Genomic DNA, 18464 nt, shown 5'->3' on the forward strand with positions numbered 1-18464 from the left:
CCCGGGCCCCCCCACGCGGCCCGCGTCCCTCTCGTGGGGGGGGGGGGCGCCGGGGGCCCCCCCCCCCCCGCCGCTCATATGACGTTCTCCGTCTCCGCGGTCGACGTCACGCGGAACCGAGCCTGATACGGCGGAGGAGCACCAGGCCCGCGAGCACGAGGACCCCTCCGGCCGCGGCCGGCCACAGTTGTGCTCCCGTCTCGGCGAGTCCGCCCGTGATGGCCTGCGGTTCGGTCCCCGAGCCTGCCTCGGCGGGCGGGGCTTCCGTACCCGCGGTCGGGGTCTGGTCGGCGCTGTCCGGTTCGCTGCCCTGGTCGTCGGCCGAGCCCTCCGCCGGTGACGTGGCCGGGGCGCTCTGGCCGGCCTGGGGCGTCGTGTAGGCCTTGGGGTTTGCACTGCCGCGGGCGGTGGGTGAACCGACGCCTGCCGGTTCTTCGGTGTCGGGCGTGTCCTTGCCCCCGGTGTTGCCGGAGTTCGCCTCGCCGTCGCCTTCGCCGTATTCTTCGCCGTTTCCGCCGGACGGGGCGTCAGGAGTCGGCGTCGGCTTGTCCTGCGGCTCCTCACCGGCGCCGGGGCCGGGGTCGGAACCCGTGTCGGAGCCGGCGTCGCAGTGTCGGCCGCCGTTGATGCAGTCGACCATGTCCCGCATGAGGTCTTCGTCGAAGACGTTGATGAAATCGCCGTGGTCCGTGACCGGCTTGTGCAACTGCTCGGGGAAGGAGTCCACCGCGAACAGCGGGACCGTCCGTCCGCCGTCTTCGAGGCTCGGCGCGTCGACGTCGTAGACGATGCGCTGCACCAGCTGCGGAATGGCCTGGAAGCCCTCCCCGCACTTGCCTTCGGCGTCGGCGAACGCCACGTGGGTGCGGTGGTTGGCGCTGTCGATGTTCCGGCCGTCCCAGCAGCTCTGGAACTTGAAGGTGCGGACCACGTCGCTGCCGTCGGGGCAGAGCGGGTACTTGTCCTTCAGCTGCCGGTCCTCGAAGCCGGTGCAGCTCCATGAGGCGTTGGCGTTGGCGGTGCCGTTGACGAACGCCTTTGCGTCGCCGGTGATGATGCGCAGCAGCCGCGGCATGGCCGTGACCTTGCCCTGCGGGCTGCCCACGAACGTCAGCGTGACCTGCTTTGCCGTGACGATCTCACCGGCGTTGCCCTCGATCCCGCCGCCGGGCGAGTCGGCGTCCCGTTCCTGGGTGCCGTTCTGCAGGCGCAGCACGGGCCAGTAGTACGTGGACTTGTCGCCCTCGTTCTCACAGGTCGTGTCGGCGTTCGCCAGATCCTCGTCGCTGGCGAAGGCGTTGTTGGCCTGGTTGCCGATGTAGTCGTGGAAGTGGTGGGCGCCGTTCGTCACGCCGGGGGCGACGATGATGTTGTCGGAGTTGAACAGGCCATTGGCGTTCACACCGCAGCTGGTGGTGAAGGTGCCTCGTGAGGCGTCGCCCTTGAGGCGCGGGCTCCGCACGTTGGGCTGGACGGTGGTGATGTCGGCGTAGTCCGCGGCCACGGGCCCGTTGCCGGCCTGACCGCCGTTGCCGCCCTGCTGCTCGTCCTCGTTCTGCTCGCTGCCCTGGCCCTGGTTCTGGCCGTCTTCGTTCTCGCCGCCGTTGCCCTGGTCGCCGTTGTCCTGGCCGGTGTTCTCCTCGCCGCCGGTCTGGTCGGTCTCGTTGCCGGAAGCGCGCAGTGTGCAGGCCGCGAGGGCTTCGAGTCCTTGCGGGCGGTCTCCCACGCGGCCGATGCTGATGGCGATCCGCTCGATCGTCGCGGCCCGCTTCTCCTTCAGCGGATTGACGATCGCGCTGTCGGCGAAGCCGCTGTCCTGCTGTATGGCCTGCGCCGAGTTCTGCAGCCGCTGGTAGGCCGCGGCTATCTGCTGGTCCAGGACCGCGAGTTCCTTGTCGACCTCGGGCCTTGCCTGGTCCGGCACCGCCGTCAACTGACTGCCGACGTCAGGGCAGTCGATCGTGGAGCCTGTCGAAGCCAGGGTCCGATCGGTCTCGTTCTGAACCGACTCGCCACCCGAACCTGTCTCGGTCGCGGACGCGTAGACGTTCGCCACCACCAGCCCGCTTCCGCCCAGGATCAGCCCGACCGCCGCAGAGGTCGCGCGCCGTGCGCCGGTTGGGCGTCTGCGTCTGTTGCGTCCCACGGAAAACTCCTCTACGTCTCTGCCCCATGGCGGGCCAGGCATGGAAAACCCTCGCCCCATACGGAACAGGAGCCCGATGCGTTCAATTGCCTCGGAGATTCATGGGAATCTCTCAGGAAGCCGTGGTCGACGGCGGCGGGCGCTCATGCGTGTGCTCCCTCCGCAGAGGGGGCACACGTGGGGTCTTGAGGTGGGCGCGCATCCAACGGCCTACGCGGCGGGCAACGGCTGGCCCGGGGGCTCGAAGCCCCCGGACGTCAGGAGTCGGGAGGGGCCGGTTGGAACGCGGCGAAGCCCTCGCTCGTCGGGTTCAGTGCCTCGCCGACGACGCGGCACAGTTGTTCGGCCAGGACGGTGTCCGGCAGATCGGGGAGTCCCATGGGCAGATCCGCGATGTCCACCAGAACCGAGACGAACTCGGAACCGCTCACATCCTTCTGCACGTACGGTGCCCTTGTCTGCCGTGCGTGCCCGTGCACACGTGATCCCCGGGTGCCGCCCGGTCATCGGCAGCGGGCAGAGCCTATGGAAAGTCGCCCGCCCCGAATGGCGTTTCCGTCACGGAGACGTCCGGCGGTGTCGCCAGGGGCGCCGGCGCTGGTCACTGCCGACTGGGCGAGCGGTCGCCGCTGGCCCGGCTCGAACGGCTCGGCGCACGGGTGCTGCTGGGTGTGAGGTAGGGGGTGTGGGGTACGACGTGTGCACGGCCTTCCATCTGGCGGAGTACCGGGGTTCCCGGGCGGCCGTGGGCGCCGTACGCGTGCGTGGTCGCCGACGACCGGAACAGCCGCGCCTGGTACCACTTCCGCGATGTCGCCCTCGACGCCTCCCCGTCCGCCGAGCCGGGCCGGTCCTGCGAGGCCACCGGGGCCGTGGCCCGGGGACGCGTCGGCGGTGCGGAGAGCCGGCTGCTCGGCCTCGCCCCGGCCGTGGCCCACGCGACCGAGTGGCTCAGGCGCCCGGCCCCTGCTCCGGCTCGCCGCGCAAGAAGGTGCTGACCTGGCAAGCCAGGCCCTCGCCGCCGGTGTCGGTGTCGTTGCCCGTGCCGACGGGACCTCCGTGGAGCGTGAAGTCGCCGGACCAGAGGCGACGGTCGGCCCATTCCTCGTCCGTCTTCAGCTGGACCTGGATGTCCACGCGGGTGAGTGAGGGCTCCGCAGCGGCGGCGTAGAAGACGGCGGTGACCCGGCGCAGGGGGTAGAGGTCGAAGCCCTCGATGAATTGGGAATTGCGCCAGTCGAAGTACGCGCTCTCGCCGTCGGGGCCGGTGCGGATATCGAGCTGGCCGTCTTCGAGATGAATGCCGTATACCGTGTCCGAGCGGTTTTCCACGGTGACACGGAATGTGAAATACGTCAGTCCTTCCGCGGCGTCGTCGCGCCCGCGCGGAGGTTCCGTCTTTTCCAGGCCGTGGACGCGAACCCGCAGACCGGCATGGCCGTCCCCGTACTCCTGCCAGTCCCCCATCACATTGGGTACGCGCACCTTCCACCTCCGACCCGGGCCGAACGCTTCCTATCCGCGCGCGGGACATCGTGTCAAACGGGTGGGAGGCGTCGCGGCCAGGGCATTTCCGCTGCTTGATCGGCGATCAAGCCGTGTCCAGCCACAATTCCTGTCGCCGGGTACGCGGAGGTATGTGCCCACGTGCCGCACATCACGTCCGGCGCGCACATTGTCGCGCCCATGGCACACCCGTGCCTTCCGGCCGGGCCGTGTGATCGCTTCGCGCAAGCGTCGGCCGGACGGGACATTGCCGGTGACCAGCCGAGACGACAGAGGCGTGAAACTACTTGTCGGTTCCGCGCACGGTCGTGCGTCGTATGCGCTACCTTCGATCACCGCCGGTCCCCGCACCATCGGCGACGTCGCAGGGAAGGCTCAGGAGCGGCGCATGCGCAACTTCGGGATTGCTCCACCGGCCACATCGACCCTCGTGGGAGGACTCGCCGACAGTGTCTTCGAGACGGCGGTCCGGGACCCGGGCCTGCCCCTGGTCGCGCGTCGGCCCGACGGGGCCGCCGGTCCGTGGACGCAGGTGAGCGCGGTCGAGCTGCGGGACGAAGTGACCGCGCTGGCCAAGGGGTTCGTGGCGTCCGGGATCCAGCCGGGGAACCGCGTGGCCATCATGGCGCGCACCCGCTACGAGTGGACCGTGCTCAGCCACGCCCTGTGGGCGGTGGGGGCGGAGATCGTGCCGGTCTACCCGACGTCCTCGCGCGACCAGGTCGAGTGGATCCTCAAGGACGCGGACTGCGCCGGCGTGGTGGTCGAGGACGAGCAGGGCGCGATGACCGTCGGCTCGCTGTGCGCCGCGCTGCCCCGGCTGCGGCACGTCTGGCAACTGGACGCCGGAGCGCTGCCCCGGCTGACCGAGCGGGGGCTGAACGTGTCGGTCACGACGGTCGACTCGCTGCGCCGGATCGTCCTGCCGGACTCGACCGCGGTGGTCGCCTACACCTCCGGCACGACCGGGCGTCCCCGGGGCTGCGCCCTGTCCCACCGCAGTGTGGCGAGCCCCTGCGACACGCTGCTGGCCGGCTGGGGACACACCACCGCCCCGCCCGGACAACAGGCCGCGGTCCTCGCCTTCCTGCCGCTCTCCCATGTCTATGGGCTCATGGTCCAGGAACTCTGTCTGCGCGGCGGGACGCTGATGGGGCACGAGCCCGATCTGCGTCAGGAGGCCCTGGGCGCCGCGCTGCTCTCCTTCCGGCCGACGTTCCTCTACGGCGTTCCGTCCCTCTTCGAGAAGCTCTACAAGAATTTCCTCAGAACGGCCCAGCAGACGGGCCGGGGCACGCTGTTCGACCGTGCGGTGCGCACGGCCCGGGAGTACGCCGCGGCCACCGAGCGGCAACGGCTGGACCGCGGGCCGGGACCCGGGGTCGAGCTGAGACTGCAGCACGCCTTCTACGAACGGACCGTGTACCGCAGGCTCCGCGCCGCACTGGGCGGCCGGGTGCAGGGCGGCTGCTCCGGCGGATCGCCCCTGAACCGTGAACTCGCCCTCTTCTACGCGGGAATCGGCATCCTCGTCCACGACGGATACGGCCTCACGGAGACCAGCGGCGGCATCACCGCGCAGCCGGTCGGGCGGGAGAAGTTCGCCACCGTGGGGCGTCCGCTGCCGGACGTCGACGTACGCGTGGCGGAGGACGGGGAGATCATGGTCCGCGGGCCCTCGGTGTTCCAGGGGTACGTCAACGACGACGCCGCCACCGGGGCGGTGCTGCGGGACGGCTGGCTGGCCACCGGTGATCTCGGGCGCCTCGACACCGAGGGGTATCTGTCGATCACGGGGCGCAAGAAGGACGTCATCGTCACCAGCAGCGGCAAGAGCGTGGCTCCGGCGGCACTGGAGCAGCGCCTGCGCATGCACCCGCTCATCCACCAGGCGGTCGTCGTGGGCGACAACCGGCCCTGCGTGGGAGCCCTGATCACGCTCGACCCCGATTTCGTCTCGCACTGGCGCGGGCTGCTGTTCGCCCAGGACCCGGACATGTCGCGCCGGGAGACGCGGGAGGAGAACGCGCTGCGGCAGGAGGTCATGCGCGCCATCGCCGCGGCCAACAGCACCGTGTCGCGTTCCGAGTCCATTCGGGTGTTCCGTATCCTGCCGGAACCCTTCGATCTGGCCAACGGGATGATGACGCCGTCGATGAAGCTGCGCAGGGACGCCATCGTGCGGCAGTACGCGGACGACATCGAGGCGATGTACGAGACTTCCACCCGTACGGCCTGGCGGAGCGTGCCGGAGGAGTTCCACAGCTGGGAGGACTCCGACGACGTGTTCCGCCGGGTGCGGTGACAGGACCGCTGTCGGCCCCGGGCCGACAGCGGCCGGTAGGCGCCCGACCCCTGGTTGCGGCGTCCGGATGCGCGGCCGGGTGAGGGTGGCGCATTCTTGCTGTGTTGGCCGGACGAAGGCAGAGCGATGCATAGGAGCACCGAGCGCGATGACCCGGCGCCCGGGAGGCCGACGACAGCACTCACCGACGCGGTGGCGGACGCCGTCCGGGCGGTCGGCGGCTGCGCGGGGGGCGTTTACCTGCGCTCCAGTACGCCGGGACTGCTGCGGCTCTCGGTGCTCGCCGGGCTGCCCGGGCCGATGTTCCGCCCGTGGTGGCAGATGCACGCCGACCGGCCGTTCCCCGTCGCGGACGCCTACAAAATCGGCGTACGGGTGGTGCTCGGCGACGCCACGGAGATGATGCGCCGCTATCCGCAGCTCGCGGCGAGTCTGCCGTTCCGGTTCGGCTCGGCGTACATCCCCGTGGTGGGCGGCTCCGCGGTGTACGGGGTGCTGACGGTGCTGCGTCCCTCGGCCCCGGACGCCCCGGACCTGCTGTCCGGCGCCGACCGGCTCACGGCGGTGGCGGACGAGCTGGGCGCCGCTCTGCTGGAGCTGGAGAACGCCGGGGACCCCGTCGTCTGGGACGAGGACCCGCTGACTGTAAGGCCGCCGGCCCTGGGCCCTCCGGCGGGGCACATCGGGCACTTCACCTGGGACCCGGCGAGCGCGACGGTGACCGCCGACGACGCCCTGCTGGCCCTGGCCGGCGCCTCACCGGGCAAGCTGTCCGGGACACCTGAGGCGTTCGCCGACGCCGTGGCCGCCGACGACGCCCGGCTGGTGCTGGAGGCCCTCGACGACACGGCGGCCGGGCACCCTCCCGGGCAGCCCGTGCGGGTGCGGGCCGCGGACGGGCGGCTGCGGCTGCTGGAGTTCTGGGCCGAGGACACGGCGTCCGGGGCACACCGGGTGAACGGGCTGGTCGTCGATCCGGGACCGGGACCGGCGGCCGACAGCGCGGCCGACCTGCTGCCGGACGGGGTGTTCGCCTTCGACCGGCTGGGCCTGATCACCTACGTCAATCCGCGCGCCGCCGAGCTGCTGGGACGGGCGCGCGCCGAGCTGCTCGGGCGGCCGCTGTGGGAGGCCGTGCCGTGGCTGGGCCGGTCCGCGTACGAGGACCATCTGCGGTGCGCGCTGCTGTCCACGGAGCCGGTGCACTTCCAGGCGCGGCGGCCCCGGACGGGCTTCCGCGGGACGCTGCGGCACCAGGACGACGGCGACTGGCTGGCGCTGTCGGTGCATCCGGGCCCGGACATCCTGACCTGCCGGGTGGTGCCCCTGGGCCAGGTCGCGGACACCGCGGCGGCCGCCCCCGTGGAGGACACGCCGACCGTGAACGGGGTCGCCTCGATGGCCCCGGTGTACCGGCCGATCGTGCTCGCCATCGCCCTGTCCGAGGCGGTGACGGCCCGCCAGGTCTCCGAGGTCGTGATGCGTGAGCTGCTGCCCGCGTTCGGCGGCCGCCGGCTGGCCATCTATCTGCTGCAGGAGCGGCGGCTGTACCTGGCCTGGGAGACCGGGTTCCCGAAGGGGTTCCTGGCCCCCTTCGACGGGGTGGGGCTGGACGCCCAGCTGCCGGGGGTCGAGGCGCTCACCACCGGCCGCCCGCTGTTCTTCGAGTCGATGCAGCAACTCGCCGAGGCCTATCCGGGCATCCCGCTGGACGCCACCGAGGGGGCACGGGCCTTCCTGCCGCTGATCGCCTCCGGGCGGCCGGTCGGCTCCTGCATCCTGGGCTTCGACCGGTCCCGCGGCTTCAGCGGCGAGGAGCGTACGGTGCTCACCGCGCTCGCCGGGCTCATCGCCCAGGCCCTGGAGCGGGCCCGGCGCTACGACACCGAGGCGATGCTCGCCCGGGGTCTGCAGGAGGCCCTGCTGCCGCACCGCCTGGCGTCGCATCCGCGGGTGGAGACGGCCGGGCGGTATCTGCCCGGCACGCAGGGCATCGACGTGGGCGGTGACTGGTACGACGTCGTCGAGGTCGGCGACGGACTGGCCCTGGTCATCGGCGACGTCCAGGGCCGGGGTGTGCAGGCCGCGGCGACCATGGGTCAACTGCGCAGTGCGGTACGGGCGTTCGCGCTGGGCGACCATCCGCCGGACGAGGTGATGAGCGGCACCAACCGGCTGCTGATCGATCTGGACCCGGGCCAGTTCGCCAGCTGCTGCTACATCCGGCTCGATCCGGTCACGGGGCTCGCCCGGGCCACCCGCGCCGGGCACCCGCAGCCCCTGCTGCGCCGCCCCGACGGCCGCACCGACGTCCTGGACCTGGCCGGCGGTGTGGTGCTCGGCGTCGACGCGCAGGCCCGCTATCCGGTGACGGAGTTCCGGCTGGAGCCGGGGGCCGTCCTGGCGCTGTACACCGACGGGCTGGTCGAGCGGCCGGGGGCCGACATCGACGAGGGCATCGAGGCCCTGCGCGCGGTGCTGTCCCGGGCGGGCGCGCATGCCGCCGGGCCGGGCGCCGCGCCCCTGGCCGGTGTCGCGGACGAACTCACCGACAAGGCCCGCCGGACCGCCGACCGGCCCGACGACATCGCGGTCCTGCTCACCACACGCCGCCGGGACGGCGAGTGAGCGCCTGTGTCATGTTCCGAGCGTGCGTGCCAGGCGGCGTGCGCCCGGCCGGGGACATGACACAGGCGCTGACACCCGTCGGTTGACGAAACGGCCCTCCAAGTGCGGAGATGCTCCCCGGACATCCGACGCACGACCGTGAGACGAGGGCAGGACACCCATGGCACTGCAGATCAGCGCCACCAACCCCGAACACCCCGCGCTGCTGCTCGAACTGCCGTGGCACCTGCCCCTGGAGGAGTGGCCGGAGCACCATCTGGTGCCGCTGCCGCGCGGTATCTCACGGCACGTGGTGCGCTACGCCCGTGCCGGTGCGGAGGTCGTGGCGGTCAAGGAGCTCGCCGAGCGGCCCGCGGTGCGGGAGTTCGAGCTGCTGCGGGGCCTCGACCGGATCGGCATCCCGGCGGTGGACCCGCTGGCCGTGGTGACCGGCCGCGCCGACGGCGACGGGGCGCCCCTGGAACCCGTACTCATCACGCGTCACCTCGGCGGCTCCATGCCGTACCGGGCCATGTTCGAGACCACGATGCGCCCGGCCACCATGCACCGGCTGATGGACGCGCTGGCCGTGCTGCTGGTGCGGCTGCACCTGACCGGGTTCGCGTGGGGTGACTGTTCGCTGTCCAACACACTGTTCCGGCGGGACGCGGGCGCGTTCGCCGCGTATCTGGTGGACGCGGAGACCGGGGAGCTGCACCCGAGACTCAGCGACGGGCAGCGCGACTACGACCTCGATCTCGCGCGCGTCAACATCAGCGGGGAGCTGCTGGACCTGGAGGCGTCCGGGGCGCTGCACCCGTCGGTGGACCCGATCGACTTCGGCACCGAGATCTGCGCGCGCTACCAGGGGCTGTGGCGGGAGCTCACCCGGACCTCCGTGTATCCGGCGGGCAAGTACCACTACATCGAGCGCCGCATCCGCCGCCTCAACGACCTCGGCTTCGACGTCGCCGAGATGCAGATCGAGCACTCCTCGAACGGCGACACGGTCACCTTCGTGCCCAAGGTCGTCGACGCGGGCCACCATCAGCGGCAGCTGCTGCGGCTGACGGGGCTGGACACGGAGGAGAACCAGGCGCGGCGGCTGCTGAACGACCTGGAGAGCTGGATGGCCACCCAGGACGACTACGCGCCCGGCGATCCCCTCGCGGCCCGCCCGGAGGTGCTGGCGCACCGCTGGGTCCGGGACGTGTTCCGGCCGACCGTACGGGCTGTACCGCTGGAGCTGCGCGGCCAGATGGACCCCGCGGAGCTGTACCACCAGCTCCTGGAGCACCGCTGGTACCTGTCGGAGCGCGCGCAGCACGACATCGGCCTCGACACGGCCGTCGAGGACTACCTCACGAACATCCTGCCCAAGGTCCGCGCGGGCCTGCCCGCCCCGGCCGAGGGAGAGCCGGCTCAGCAGGGCGGTACGACGGCCACCGGGCAGGGCGCGTGATGCACGAGCGCGTGGGCCACCGAGCCGATGCGTGATCCCACGGCCCGGCGGTGGGCGCGGCGTCCGGCCACGATCAGCTGGGCCCCGCCCGCCACCGACAGCAGCACCTGGGCCGCGCTGCCGATCTCCACGTGCTCGGTCACGGGCACGTCGGGGAACCGTTCCCGCCAGGGCCGCAGCGCCTCGCCGAGGGCCTGCTTCTCGTACGGCTCCAAACCGCCGGCCTCGTCGGCCAGCTTCAGCGAGCCGGGGCTGTAGCCGAACACCGGGGGCAGGCTCCAGGCCCGTACGGCACGCACCCCGGCGCCGCGTGCGGCCGCCGTCTCGAAGGCGAAGCGCAGGGCCGCGGCGCTGTCGTCGGGGGCGCCGTGCTGGCCGACGACGATCTCGCGGCCACCCGCCTCGGCCTCGGGCCGGTCGTCGAAGCGGACCAGGAGAACGGGGCGCGCGGCCTCGGCGATGACCTGCTGGCCGACCGAGCCCAGGAGGAAGCCGACGATCGCCCCGTGCCCGCGCGAGCCCAGCACGAGCAGCTCGGCCTCGGCCGCCTCGGCGACGAGGTTCTCGACGGCGCTGCCGCCCAGCAGCTGGGCGGTCACGGTGAGGCCCGGGTGGCGTGCGGCGGCGGTCCGCTCGGCCTCCCGCAGGGCTTCACGCGCCCACCGCTCCTGGGTCTCCCGGTCGGCGGCCACGGCCACGTCCTGCGGTTCCCACTGCCAGGCGTGCACGAGACGCAGGGGCAGTGCGCGGCGGACGGCCTCCCGGCCGGCCCAGGCCGCGGCGGCCGCGCTCTCCGGTGATCCGTCCACGCCTACGGTGATCGGGCGGGTCATACGGCTGCCTTTCCCTCGCTGAAGTCGATGTCGTATCGCACCTCCCCCAGTACACGGAGTGCACCTGAGTTCCGGAGCGAAACAAGCCGGACGACCATACGATGAGCGGAGCGCGAGACGCCGACAGGCTCGGCGGAGTGGGAGACGTATGGCACGGGATGCCGGTCCGGCACGGAACGTCATTCTGACCGTGGACGACGATCCGGGGGTGTCGCGGGCCGTCGCCCGCGACCTGCGCCGACGCTACGGCGAGTCGTACCGGATCGTGCGGGCGGAGTCCGGCGAGGCCGCGCTCGAAGCACTGCGGGAGCTGAAGCTGCGCGGCGATCAGGTGGCGGTGATCCTGGCGGACTACCGGATGCCGCGGATGAACGGGATCGAGTTCCTGGAGCAGGCCCTCGACGTGTATCCCGAGGCGCGGCGGGTGCTGCTGACCGCGTACGCGGACACGAACGCGGCCATCGACGCGATCAATGTGATCGATCTCGACCATTACCTGCTCAAGCCGTGGGATCCGCCCGAGGAGAAGCTCTACCCCGTCGTCGACGATCTGCTCCAGGCATGGCGGGCCGCCGGCCGGCGGTGCGTGGGCACCACGAAGGTGGTCGGGCACCGGTGGTCGGCCCGTTCGTCGGGTGTGCGGGAGTTCCTGGCGCGCAATCAGGTGCGTACCGCTGGTACTCGTCCGACGAGCCGGAGGGCCGCCGGCTGCTCGCCGCGGCCGGGACGGACGGGGAGCGACTGCCGCTCGTCGTCACCCCGGACGGTACGCCGCTGATCGCGCCCGAGGATCCGGAGCTGGCCGCGCGGGTGGGGCTCGCGACCACGCCGGCCGCCGAGTTCTACGACCTGGTCGTCATCGGCGGCGGGCCCGCCGGGCTCGGCGCCGCCGTGTACGGGGCGTCCGAGGGGCTGCGGACCGCGCTCGTGGAGCGGTCGGCGACCGGCGGGCAGGCCGGGCTCGACACCGACTGGCTGGACCAGGTCGCGGCCGCCGTGGACGAGCAGACCCTCGAAGGCGCCATACGGTGGCTCAACTACACCGTCGAGACCGAGCTGTTGATGGACGAGTCGGGGACTCCACCACCCGTATCTCCAGCCTCGTCGACGCGGCCAGGCAGTACTCGCAGCTCGACCGGGCTCCGTACCAGGTCGCCGACGTGCACGAACTCCTCGACAGCACCCTGATGATGCTGTCCGGGAAGATCGGCGAGCGGATCACCGTGGTCAAGGAGTACGACCGCGCCCTCCCCCGCATCCCGGCCTACCCGGGCGAGCTCAACCAGGTGTGGACCAACCTCATCGACAACGAGGTCGCGGCGATCGACGAGGGCGGCGGGGAGGGCACGCCGACCGTGCGCACGGCCCTCGAACACGACTGGCTGCTGGTGGAGTTCCGCGACACCGGGCCCGGGGTGCCCGCGGACATCAAGGGCCGGATCTTCGACCCGTTCTTCACCACCAAGCCGGTCGGGCAGGGCACGGGGCTCGGCCTCGACATCTCCTGGCGCATCGTCGTCAACAAGCACCACGGGCATCTCGAAGTGCGCTCCCTGCCGGGCGACACGCGATTCCAAGTGCTGCTCCCGCTGGCCGCCCCGGACCCCGACACGCCCGAGGAGGCGTCATGACCCTGCACGCGGGAATCGACCAGGCGTCCCGCCGAGCGGCCCGGGCTGCCTGGAGTGCGAGGCGGCCGACGGCTGGTGGTTCCATCTGCGGCGCTGCGCCCAGTGCGGCCACATCGGCTGCTGCGACTCCTCCCCCGCCCAGCACGCCACCGCGCACGCGCGGGAGACCGGCCATCCCCTGGTCCGCAGTGACGAGCCCGGCGAGAGCTGGTTCTGGAACTACGACACCTCCGAGTTGTACGAGTCCGGCCCCGACCTCGCTCAGCCGTCCCGCGGACCAGCCCGCCCCGGGACCGGCCGGACGCGTCCCCGCGAACTGGGCGGAGACGCTGCGGAGTTAGGCGCTCGCTCAGTCGCCGGATCTCGTGGACCATGTGGCCGGCGAGTGACCGCACGGCCGGCACGAGGCCGGCCGGTCCCCGGCGGCAACAGGACGGACTCCGGCGGCAATTGGGGAAACGGGCCGCGTCGGGCGCCGCCATAATGGTCGGGTGACCACCCCCTCCCCCACACCGGACCAGCACGTCCCCGTCGTCATCGTGGGCGCGGGGCCCGCCGGGCTGACCGTCGCCAACATCCTTCGGGCCGCCTCCGTCGACTGTGTCGTGCTGGAGGCCGAGAGCCGGGAGTTCATCGAACAGCGGCCGCGCGCGGGCTTCCTGGAGGAGTGGGCCGTGCGCGCTCTGGAGCGACGCGGGCTGGCCGACCGGATCGTCGAACGGGCGCCGACGCACCAGGAGTTCGAGTTCCGCTTCTCCGGGGAACGGCAACGGTTCCGGTACACCGAGTTCACCGGTCACCGTCACTACGTCTATCCGCAGCCGCTGCTGGTGACCGACCTGGTGCGGGAGTACGCGGACGTCCGGGGCGGCGACATCCGGTTCGGCGTACGCGATGTGGAGCTGCACGGCCTCGACGGCGGCCGGCCCTCGGTGTCGTACACCGATCCGGAGACCGGTGAACGGCGGGTTCTGCGCTGCGAGTTCGTCGCCGGGTGCGACGGCGCCCGCGGGGTGACGCGCGCGGCCGTACCGGCGGAGCACGTCATCGCCCGGCACGACCACGGGGTCGGCTGGCTCGCGCTGCTGGCCGAGGCGCCGCCGTCCTCCGACTGCGTGATCCTCGGGGTGCATCCGCGCGGCTTCGCCGGTCACATGGCCCGCAGCCCCGAGGTGACCCGCTACTACCTGGAGGTCCCACCGGGCGACGACCCGGAGAACTGGCCGTACGAGCGGGTGTGGTCCGAGCTGCGCGCCCGCCTGACGGTGGACGGCGCCCCGCCGCTCACCGAGGGGAAGCTGATCGAGAAGCGCGTGCTCGACATGCACAACTTCGTCGTCGAGCCGATGACGTACGGGCGGCTGTACCTCGCGGGCGACTCGGCGCACCTGGTGGCGCCGATCGCCGCGAAGGGAATGAACCTCGCGCTGCACGACGCGCTGCTGCTCGGCGACGCGCTCGTCGCGTACTGCGGCAAGGGGGACCACAGCGGGCTGCGCGGCTACTCGGAGGCCTGTCTGCGGCGGGTCTGGCACTACCAGGAGTTCTCGCAGTGGCTGGCCGAGCTGCTGCACGGCCCGTCGTCCGGCGATCCGTTCCGGGCGGGGGCGGCGGCCGCCCGGCTGCGACGGATCCTCGGCTCGCGCGAGGCGGCGACGAGCTTCGCCGAGCTGTTCCTCGGCAAGGACACCGACCACTAGCACCAGCTTGACAGGCGGACCGAGCCCAGCGAGACGCTGTGGAGGTCTCCTGGCGCGAGCGTGCGCCGAAGCACACATCGCAGCGCCTCGCCGGCAGCGAACGGGGTTGGCCGACCTCGCCGGCAGAAGCCCCCTACTTGTGCCCGGCTCACCTGCGTTCTACTGTCAGGGCAGTCGTACAGATCGACTGTTCAGGGCAATCGTCCTGACGGGAGGAATGCCATGGTCTCTTCGGCGGCACAAGGGCGCGAGGTACGGCAGCGGTTGCTGTCCGCTGCGGCCGAACTCATCCCCGAGCGCGGCTGGACCGCGGTGAGTACACGCGTCCTGGCCGAACGCGCCGGGGTGACACCAAGCGTGGTGCACTACCACTTCCCGTCCTTGAAGGCGCTGCTGAACGAGGCTGTGGTCGGCGCCATGCAGCAGGTGCTGGCCGAGCTGGACGCCTTCCTCGACGCCGCGCGCACCCCGGCCGACGCAGTCGATGCGATGCTCGCGTCGGTGGACCGTTACACCGGGGCGGATCCGCTGTCGCTGCTGTTCACCGAGACGTACCTGGCAGCCACTCGGGACGAGCAGCTGCGCCGACAGGTCGCCGACGTGGTCGAGGGGTTCCGGCAGCGGTTCGGCCGCCGGCTGGGTGAGCGGGGAGTGGCCGCGCCCGAGGAGACCGCCGCCGCTCTGGTGGCCGCGGTCGACGGACTGCTGCTGCAACGCGGGCTGGGTGTCGCCCCGGACACCGGGCCGATGGGGGCCGTCCTGCGCAGGCTCGTCGGTTGAGCACGGCAGGCGTGACGACCAGCGTCACCGGCGTCCATTGAAGATCGAGGGAGCGTAGTCATGGAGATCGTCAAGAGGGTTCGACCGCCGACAGGTGTGAAGCGGCTGCTCTTCCGGCTGCCGATCCATCTCTACCGGATGGGTCTGGGATGGCTGTTCGGCCGTCGCATCATGCTCGTCAACCACATCGGCAGGGCCACCGGCAAGCGGCGCCAGGTCATCCTGGAGGTCGTCGACCACGATGCCGACGAGGGCAGTTACGTGGTCGCGTCCGGGTGGGGACCTACCGCCGCGTGGTACCGCAACGTGCTCCACACGCCGGACGTCACCATCCAGGTCGGCCGGCGCACAATGCCGGTGAGGGGCGTGCCGCTCCCCGCGGACGAGGGGGCGGAGATCTTCGCCCGGTATGCGGCCCGGCACCGTGTGGCGGCCAAGCTGCTCCTTCCCCGGCTGATGGGCTTCTCGGTCGACGGTTCGGAGGCGGACTTCCGGAGCGTCGGGGAGCGTATCCCCTTCGTTCGGTTCATCCCGCGGACCTGAGCTCGGCCCTGTCGGGGATCTTGGGGCCGGGCACCTGGTACCCGGCGGCGAAGCCGAGCACGTCGGTGCGGGCCACCCTCAGGCCTTACAGCCGATGTCTTGCCTGGGCGCCGCACCGACGGCGGGCGCCGGGATGATCGGACCTGGTTGTCGCGCTGAGCGGGCCAGGCGAAGTCCGGGGCGCGGGGCTGTGTACATATGCGGCTCCGCCGCGGGGCGTGACCAGCCACGACGGACCCGCAGATGAGGCACCGGACTTCCAGCGGAGCGCTTAGCCTGAATCCACCGACGAAACCGGGTCCGCGCAGCTTTCGTCCAAGTCAGCGGCCAGATCGAGCCACTCCGCGCCTTCACCTCCCAGGTGGAGATCGATTACCCCCCGAAGGGCCGGTGACCTGGGAAGACGTAGGCCGCCCTTCATGGGCATCGGTGGATTCAGGCTTAGTTGCGGACGAGCAGGACGACACCGGCCGTCACGGCACCGAGTACCAGCGCGGCGATTCCGTACGCGGGTCGGTGGGTACGCAGGACGGGCAGGAAGCGGTCGGCGGCGAAGCGGCCGGGCCCGGCCAGCACCAGCGCGGCGGCACCGGCGGCCACCAGGACGTCGAGCTCCACTCCCCCGTCCTGGTCCATCATGAAGAAGCCGCCGGCCCAGTTCACGGCCATCGCGTTGAGCATCGTCCCGAAGACGGCGGCCCCGGCCAGCGGAGTGAGCAGGCCGAGGGCGAGGCCCAGCCCGCCCAGGGTCTCGGTGAGCCCGGCGACGAGCGCCATGGTCCTGGCGGCCGGGAAACCGCTCAGTTCGAAGAACTGGCCGGTGCCCTCGATGCCGCCGCCCCCGAACCAGCCGAACAGCTTCTGCGTGCCGTGCCCGATCAGGAGGAAGCCCAGCGCGAGGCGCATGACGAGCAACGCCACGTCATGGTTCGGCGAAACGTTTTCCCCTGCGGCGGAGGAGGAGTGACGGGAAGTGACAACGCCGGTGTCGAGCAGGGAGGTCATAGGCGACGGCCTTTCGGAGTGCATAGTTGAACTTTCAAGTGGCACTTTGACCCTAACAGATGCTCCAAATTTCTAACAACCACGCCGAGGGGCGCCCCGCGAGCACCCGAGCCCGTGGTCGTCCGGCTCGACATTGACACCGCCGGGCAGCTCCTTCCGCAGCTTCCCTCTCTCCTAACGCCGACGGCGTGCCGGTGGGTCCGGCACGCCGTCGAGTCAACGTCGAGTCAGCTCAGCAGATCCGCCAGACGGCGCCACGCCGGCCGGGGGAGGGCGTCGCGCGGTCCGTCGTCGACGACCTGCAGGGCGACATGGTCGGCGCCGGCCGCGTGGAAGGCGTCAATGCGCGTGCGGATGCGGTCGTCGTCGCCCCAGGCGTAGACCGCGTCGATCAGGCGGTCGCTGCCGCCGTCCGCGAAGTCGTCCTCGGTGAAGCCGAGGCGCAGGAAGCTGTTGGTGTAGTTCGGCAGGCCGAGATAGAAGGAGAGGTAGTCGCGGGCGATGGTGCGGGCGCGGTCCGGGTCCGTCTCCAGGACGACCTTCAGCTCCGGTGCCAGCAGCGGGGAATCGCCCAGTGTCTCGCGGGCCTGGGCGGTGTGCTCGGGGGTGACGAGGTACGGGTGCGAACCGGCGGCCCGGTCGCGCGACAGCTGCAGCATCTTCGGGCCGAGCGCGGCCAGGACCCGCCGCCCGGCAGGCACCCCGGCGGCGTCCAGGGCGTCCAGATAGCCGACCATGGCCGCGTACGGGCGGCGGTACCGGTCCGCGAGCTTGGCGTGGCTGACGCCGAGGCCGAGCAGGAAGCGGCCGGGGTGGGCCGCCTCCAGCTCGGCGAAGCCGGCCGCGCTGTCGGTGGCGTCGTACTGCCAGATGCTCTGGATACCGGTGGCCACGGTGAGCCGGGAGGCCGCCTCGACAAGAGGTGCGGCATGCCCGGCCGCGCTGTTGCCGCCCAACCAGACGGCGCCGAAGCCGAGTTGCTCCAGTTCGGCCGCGGCCTCGGCACGTTCGCCGCGCCCTGCCGGGTCCTCGGAGCGCAGACCGGCGCTCCAGACGCCGTACCGTCCGACGGTCTCCTTCAGGGTGCCGCTGCCGCGTTCCGGGGTCGTGACGTCGTTCATGGGTTCCGGTTCCCTCCGTGCTCGGCGCCGTGCCGAGGCTGCCGTGGCGACTGGTACAGCAACTGCCAACCGGAGGACCCCTCAAGATAATTCCGCCCCCGGTCATGCGTCGCGGCAACCGTCCCGCCGCATCAGCCGACCGATCCCAACCCAGCCAGTCGCTCGCGCGCCGGCCGACGGGGTGAAGGCTGCCACCAAGTCCTCGGTGGCGTACGGCACTCCGCCCCGGAGGACCGAGACCGTACGGACGAGGCTGCGGAAGTCCGTGAACGGGTCGCCGTCGACGATCGTGAGGTCGGCGAGCCTGCCCGGCTCGACCGTGCCGAGATCACGGTCGAGGCCGAAGAGGCGGGGGGGCAGGACGGTCGCGGTGCGCAGTGCCCGGGCCGGGGACAGACCGCCCCGGTACAGGGCGCGCCGGCCAAGGTGGAGGGCGAGGCCGACGGGGACGAGGGGCTGGTCGGTGCCGAGGGCCACGATGCCACCGGTGGCCAGGACGCGTCGGTAGATGTCGGTCTCCGTGCGCAGGGTGGCGAGTTGGGCCAGAGTCGGCGGCACGGTCCCGGACCGGCGTACGGCGGCTGCGTCCCACGGGGGCGTCACCGCAGTGACGCGGGGGTCGTCGGCGAGGGAGGGGTCCGCGCCGAGGAGCGGCGCGGCGGTGAACGGGGCGGCGGTGAACGGGGTGGCGACGAGGGAGAAACGGACGCCTCGCGCGCTGTAGCTCTCGACGCTGCTGGGGAACCGACGAGCCCTCACGTAGCCACGGCGTACGGGTGCGGGCTTCGGTCAGCATCCTGTCGAGCTGAGCCGGGCCGCACGTGG

14 protein-coding genes and 3 pseudogenes are annotated in these 18464 nt (G+C 71.8%); 10 read left to right on the plus strand and 7 right to left on the minus strand.

Translation table 11 applies throughout. The annotated features are described in order from the left end of the window. Positions 1-106 precede the first annotated feature (106 nt). A complete protein-coding gene (locus ACWD3C_RS25395; protein ID WP_451147641.1) occupies positions 107-2146 on the minus strand; it encodes a DUF1996 domain-containing protein in 2040 nt (679 codons plus the stop codon). Between the two features lie 257 nt (positions 2147-2403). Continuing rightward, entirely contained in the window at positions 2404-2589 is a 186-nt protein-coding gene (locus tag ACWD3C_RS25400) for an FxSxx-COOH cyclophane-containing RiPP peptide (RefSeq protein ID WP_451147643.1), read from the minus strand. A gap of 321 nt (positions 2590-2910) precedes the next feature. On the opposite strand from ACWD3C_RS25400, the gene ACWD3C_RS25405 reads away from it, so the two are divergent. Further along, entirely contained in the window at positions 2911-3144 is a 234-nt protein-coding gene (locus tag ACWD3C_RS25405) for an AAC(3) family N-acetyltransferase (RefSeq protein ID WP_451147645.1), read from the plus strand. Here the strand turns inward: ACWD3C_RS25405 and ACWD3C_RS25410 are convergent. Then, complete coding sequence (locus ACWD3C_RS25410) at positions 3098-3631, minus strand: hypothetical protein (protein WP_451147647.1); 534 nt, start codon at positions 3629-3631, stop codon at positions 3098-3100. The genes ACWD3C_RS25405 and ACWD3C_RS25410 overlap by 47 nt on opposite strands. A gap of 409 nt (positions 3632-4040) precedes the next feature. Here ACWD3C_RS25410 and ACWD3C_RS25415 point away from each other — a divergent pair, with 409 nt between their 5' ends. The 3 genes from ACWD3C_RS25415 to ACWD3C_RS25425 all read left to right on the plus strand — a co-directional run bounded on the left by ACWD3C_RS25415 (position 4041) and on the right by ACWD3C_RS25425 (position 10026). Then, complete coding sequence (locus ACWD3C_RS25415; protein ID WP_451147649.1) at positions 4041-5957, plus strand: AMP-dependent synthetase/ligase; 1917 nt, start codon at positions 4041-4043, stop codon at positions 5955-5957. 126 nt (positions 5958-6083) lie between these two features. Next, positions 6084-8585, plus strand: a complete 2502-nt coding sequence (locus tag ACWD3C_RS25420) for a SpoIIE family protein phosphatase (RefSeq protein WP_451147651.1) — start codon at positions 6084-6086, stop codon at positions 8583-8585. A 160-nt stretch (positions 8586-8745) separates the two neighbouring features. Continuing rightward, positions 8746-10026, plus strand: a complete 1281-nt coding sequence (locus tag ACWD3C_RS25425; RefSeq protein ID WP_451147653.1) for a DUF4032 domain-containing protein — start codon at positions 8746-8748, stop codon at positions 10024-10026. On the opposite strand, the gene ACWD3C_RS25430 is transcribed toward ACWD3C_RS25425, so the two are convergent. Next, entirely contained in the window at positions 9987-10859 is an 873-nt protein-coding gene (locus tag ACWD3C_RS25430; protein WP_451147654.1) for a universal stress protein, read from the minus strand. The genes ACWD3C_RS25425 and ACWD3C_RS25430 overlap by 40 nt on opposite strands. A gap of 148 nt (positions 10860-11007) precedes the next feature. Between ACWD3C_RS25430 and ACWD3C_RS25435 the strand changes: the two are divergent. From ACWD3C_RS25435 to ACWD3C_RS25460, 6 genes and pseudogenes are all read left to right on the plus strand, one after another. Next, positions 11008-11819, plus strand: a pseudogene (locus tag ACWD3C_RS25435) (response regulator); the annotation flags it as partial. A 200-nt stretch (positions 11820-12019) separates the two neighbouring features. After that, positions 12020-12490 carry a sensor histidine kinase gene (locus tag ACWD3C_RS25440; RefSeq protein WP_451147656.1) on the plus strand — a complete coding sequence of 157 codons (471 nt, stop codon included), beginning with the start codon at positions 12020-12022 and terminating at the stop codon, positions 12488-12490. A gap of 49 nt (positions 12491-12539) precedes the next feature. Continuing rightward, a pseudogene (locus tag ACWD3C_RS25445) lies at positions 12540-12831 on the plus strand (UBP-type zinc finger domain-containing protein). 150 nt (positions 12832-12981) lie between these two features. Next, positions 12982-14190, plus strand: coding sequence for a 4-hydroxybenzoate 3-monooxygenase (locus tag ACWD3C_RS25450; protein WP_451147657.1), 1209 nt, complete (start codon positions 12982-12984; stop codon positions 14188-14190). Positions 14191-14412: 222 nt separating this feature from the next. Then, positions 14413-14970 carry a TetR/AcrR family transcriptional regulator gene (locus tag ACWD3C_RS25455; RefSeq protein WP_451147658.1) on the plus strand — a complete coding sequence of 186 codons (558 nt, stop codon included), beginning with the start codon at positions 14413-14415 and terminating at the stop codon, positions 14968-14970. A gap of 60 nt (positions 14971-15030) precedes the next feature. Beyond that, positions 15031-15513 carry a nitroreductase family deazaflavin-dependent oxidoreductase gene (locus tag ACWD3C_RS25460; RefSeq protein WP_451147659.1) on the plus strand — a complete coding sequence of 161 codons (483 nt, stop codon included), beginning with the start codon at positions 15031-15033 and terminating at the stop codon, positions 15511-15513. 441 nt (positions 15514-15954) lie between these two features. Here the strand turns inward: ACWD3C_RS25460 and ACWD3C_RS25465 are convergent, their stop codons facing one another. From ACWD3C_RS25465 to ACWD3C_RS25475, 3 genes and pseudogenes are all read right to left on the minus strand, one after another. Then, positions 15955-16518: a DoxX family protein gene (locus ACWD3C_RS25465; RefSeq protein ID WP_451147660.1), complete on the minus strand. Its 564-nt coding sequence runs from the start codon at positions 16516-16518 to the stop codon at positions 15955-15957. Between the two features lie 227 nt (positions 16519-16745). Next, positions 16746-17639, minus strand: a complete 894-nt coding sequence (locus ACWD3C_RS25470) for an LLM class F420-dependent oxidoreductase (RefSeq protein WP_451147661.1) — start codon at positions 17637-17639, stop codon at positions 16746-16748. Positions 17640-17741: 102 nt separating this feature from the next. Next, positions 17742-18371: pseudogene (locus tag ACWD3C_RS25475) on the minus strand (amidohydrolase family protein); the annotation flags it as partial. Positions 18372-18464 lie beyond the last annotated feature (93 nt).

This window comes from Streptomyces sp. NPDC002845 (genome assembly GCF_053591955.1).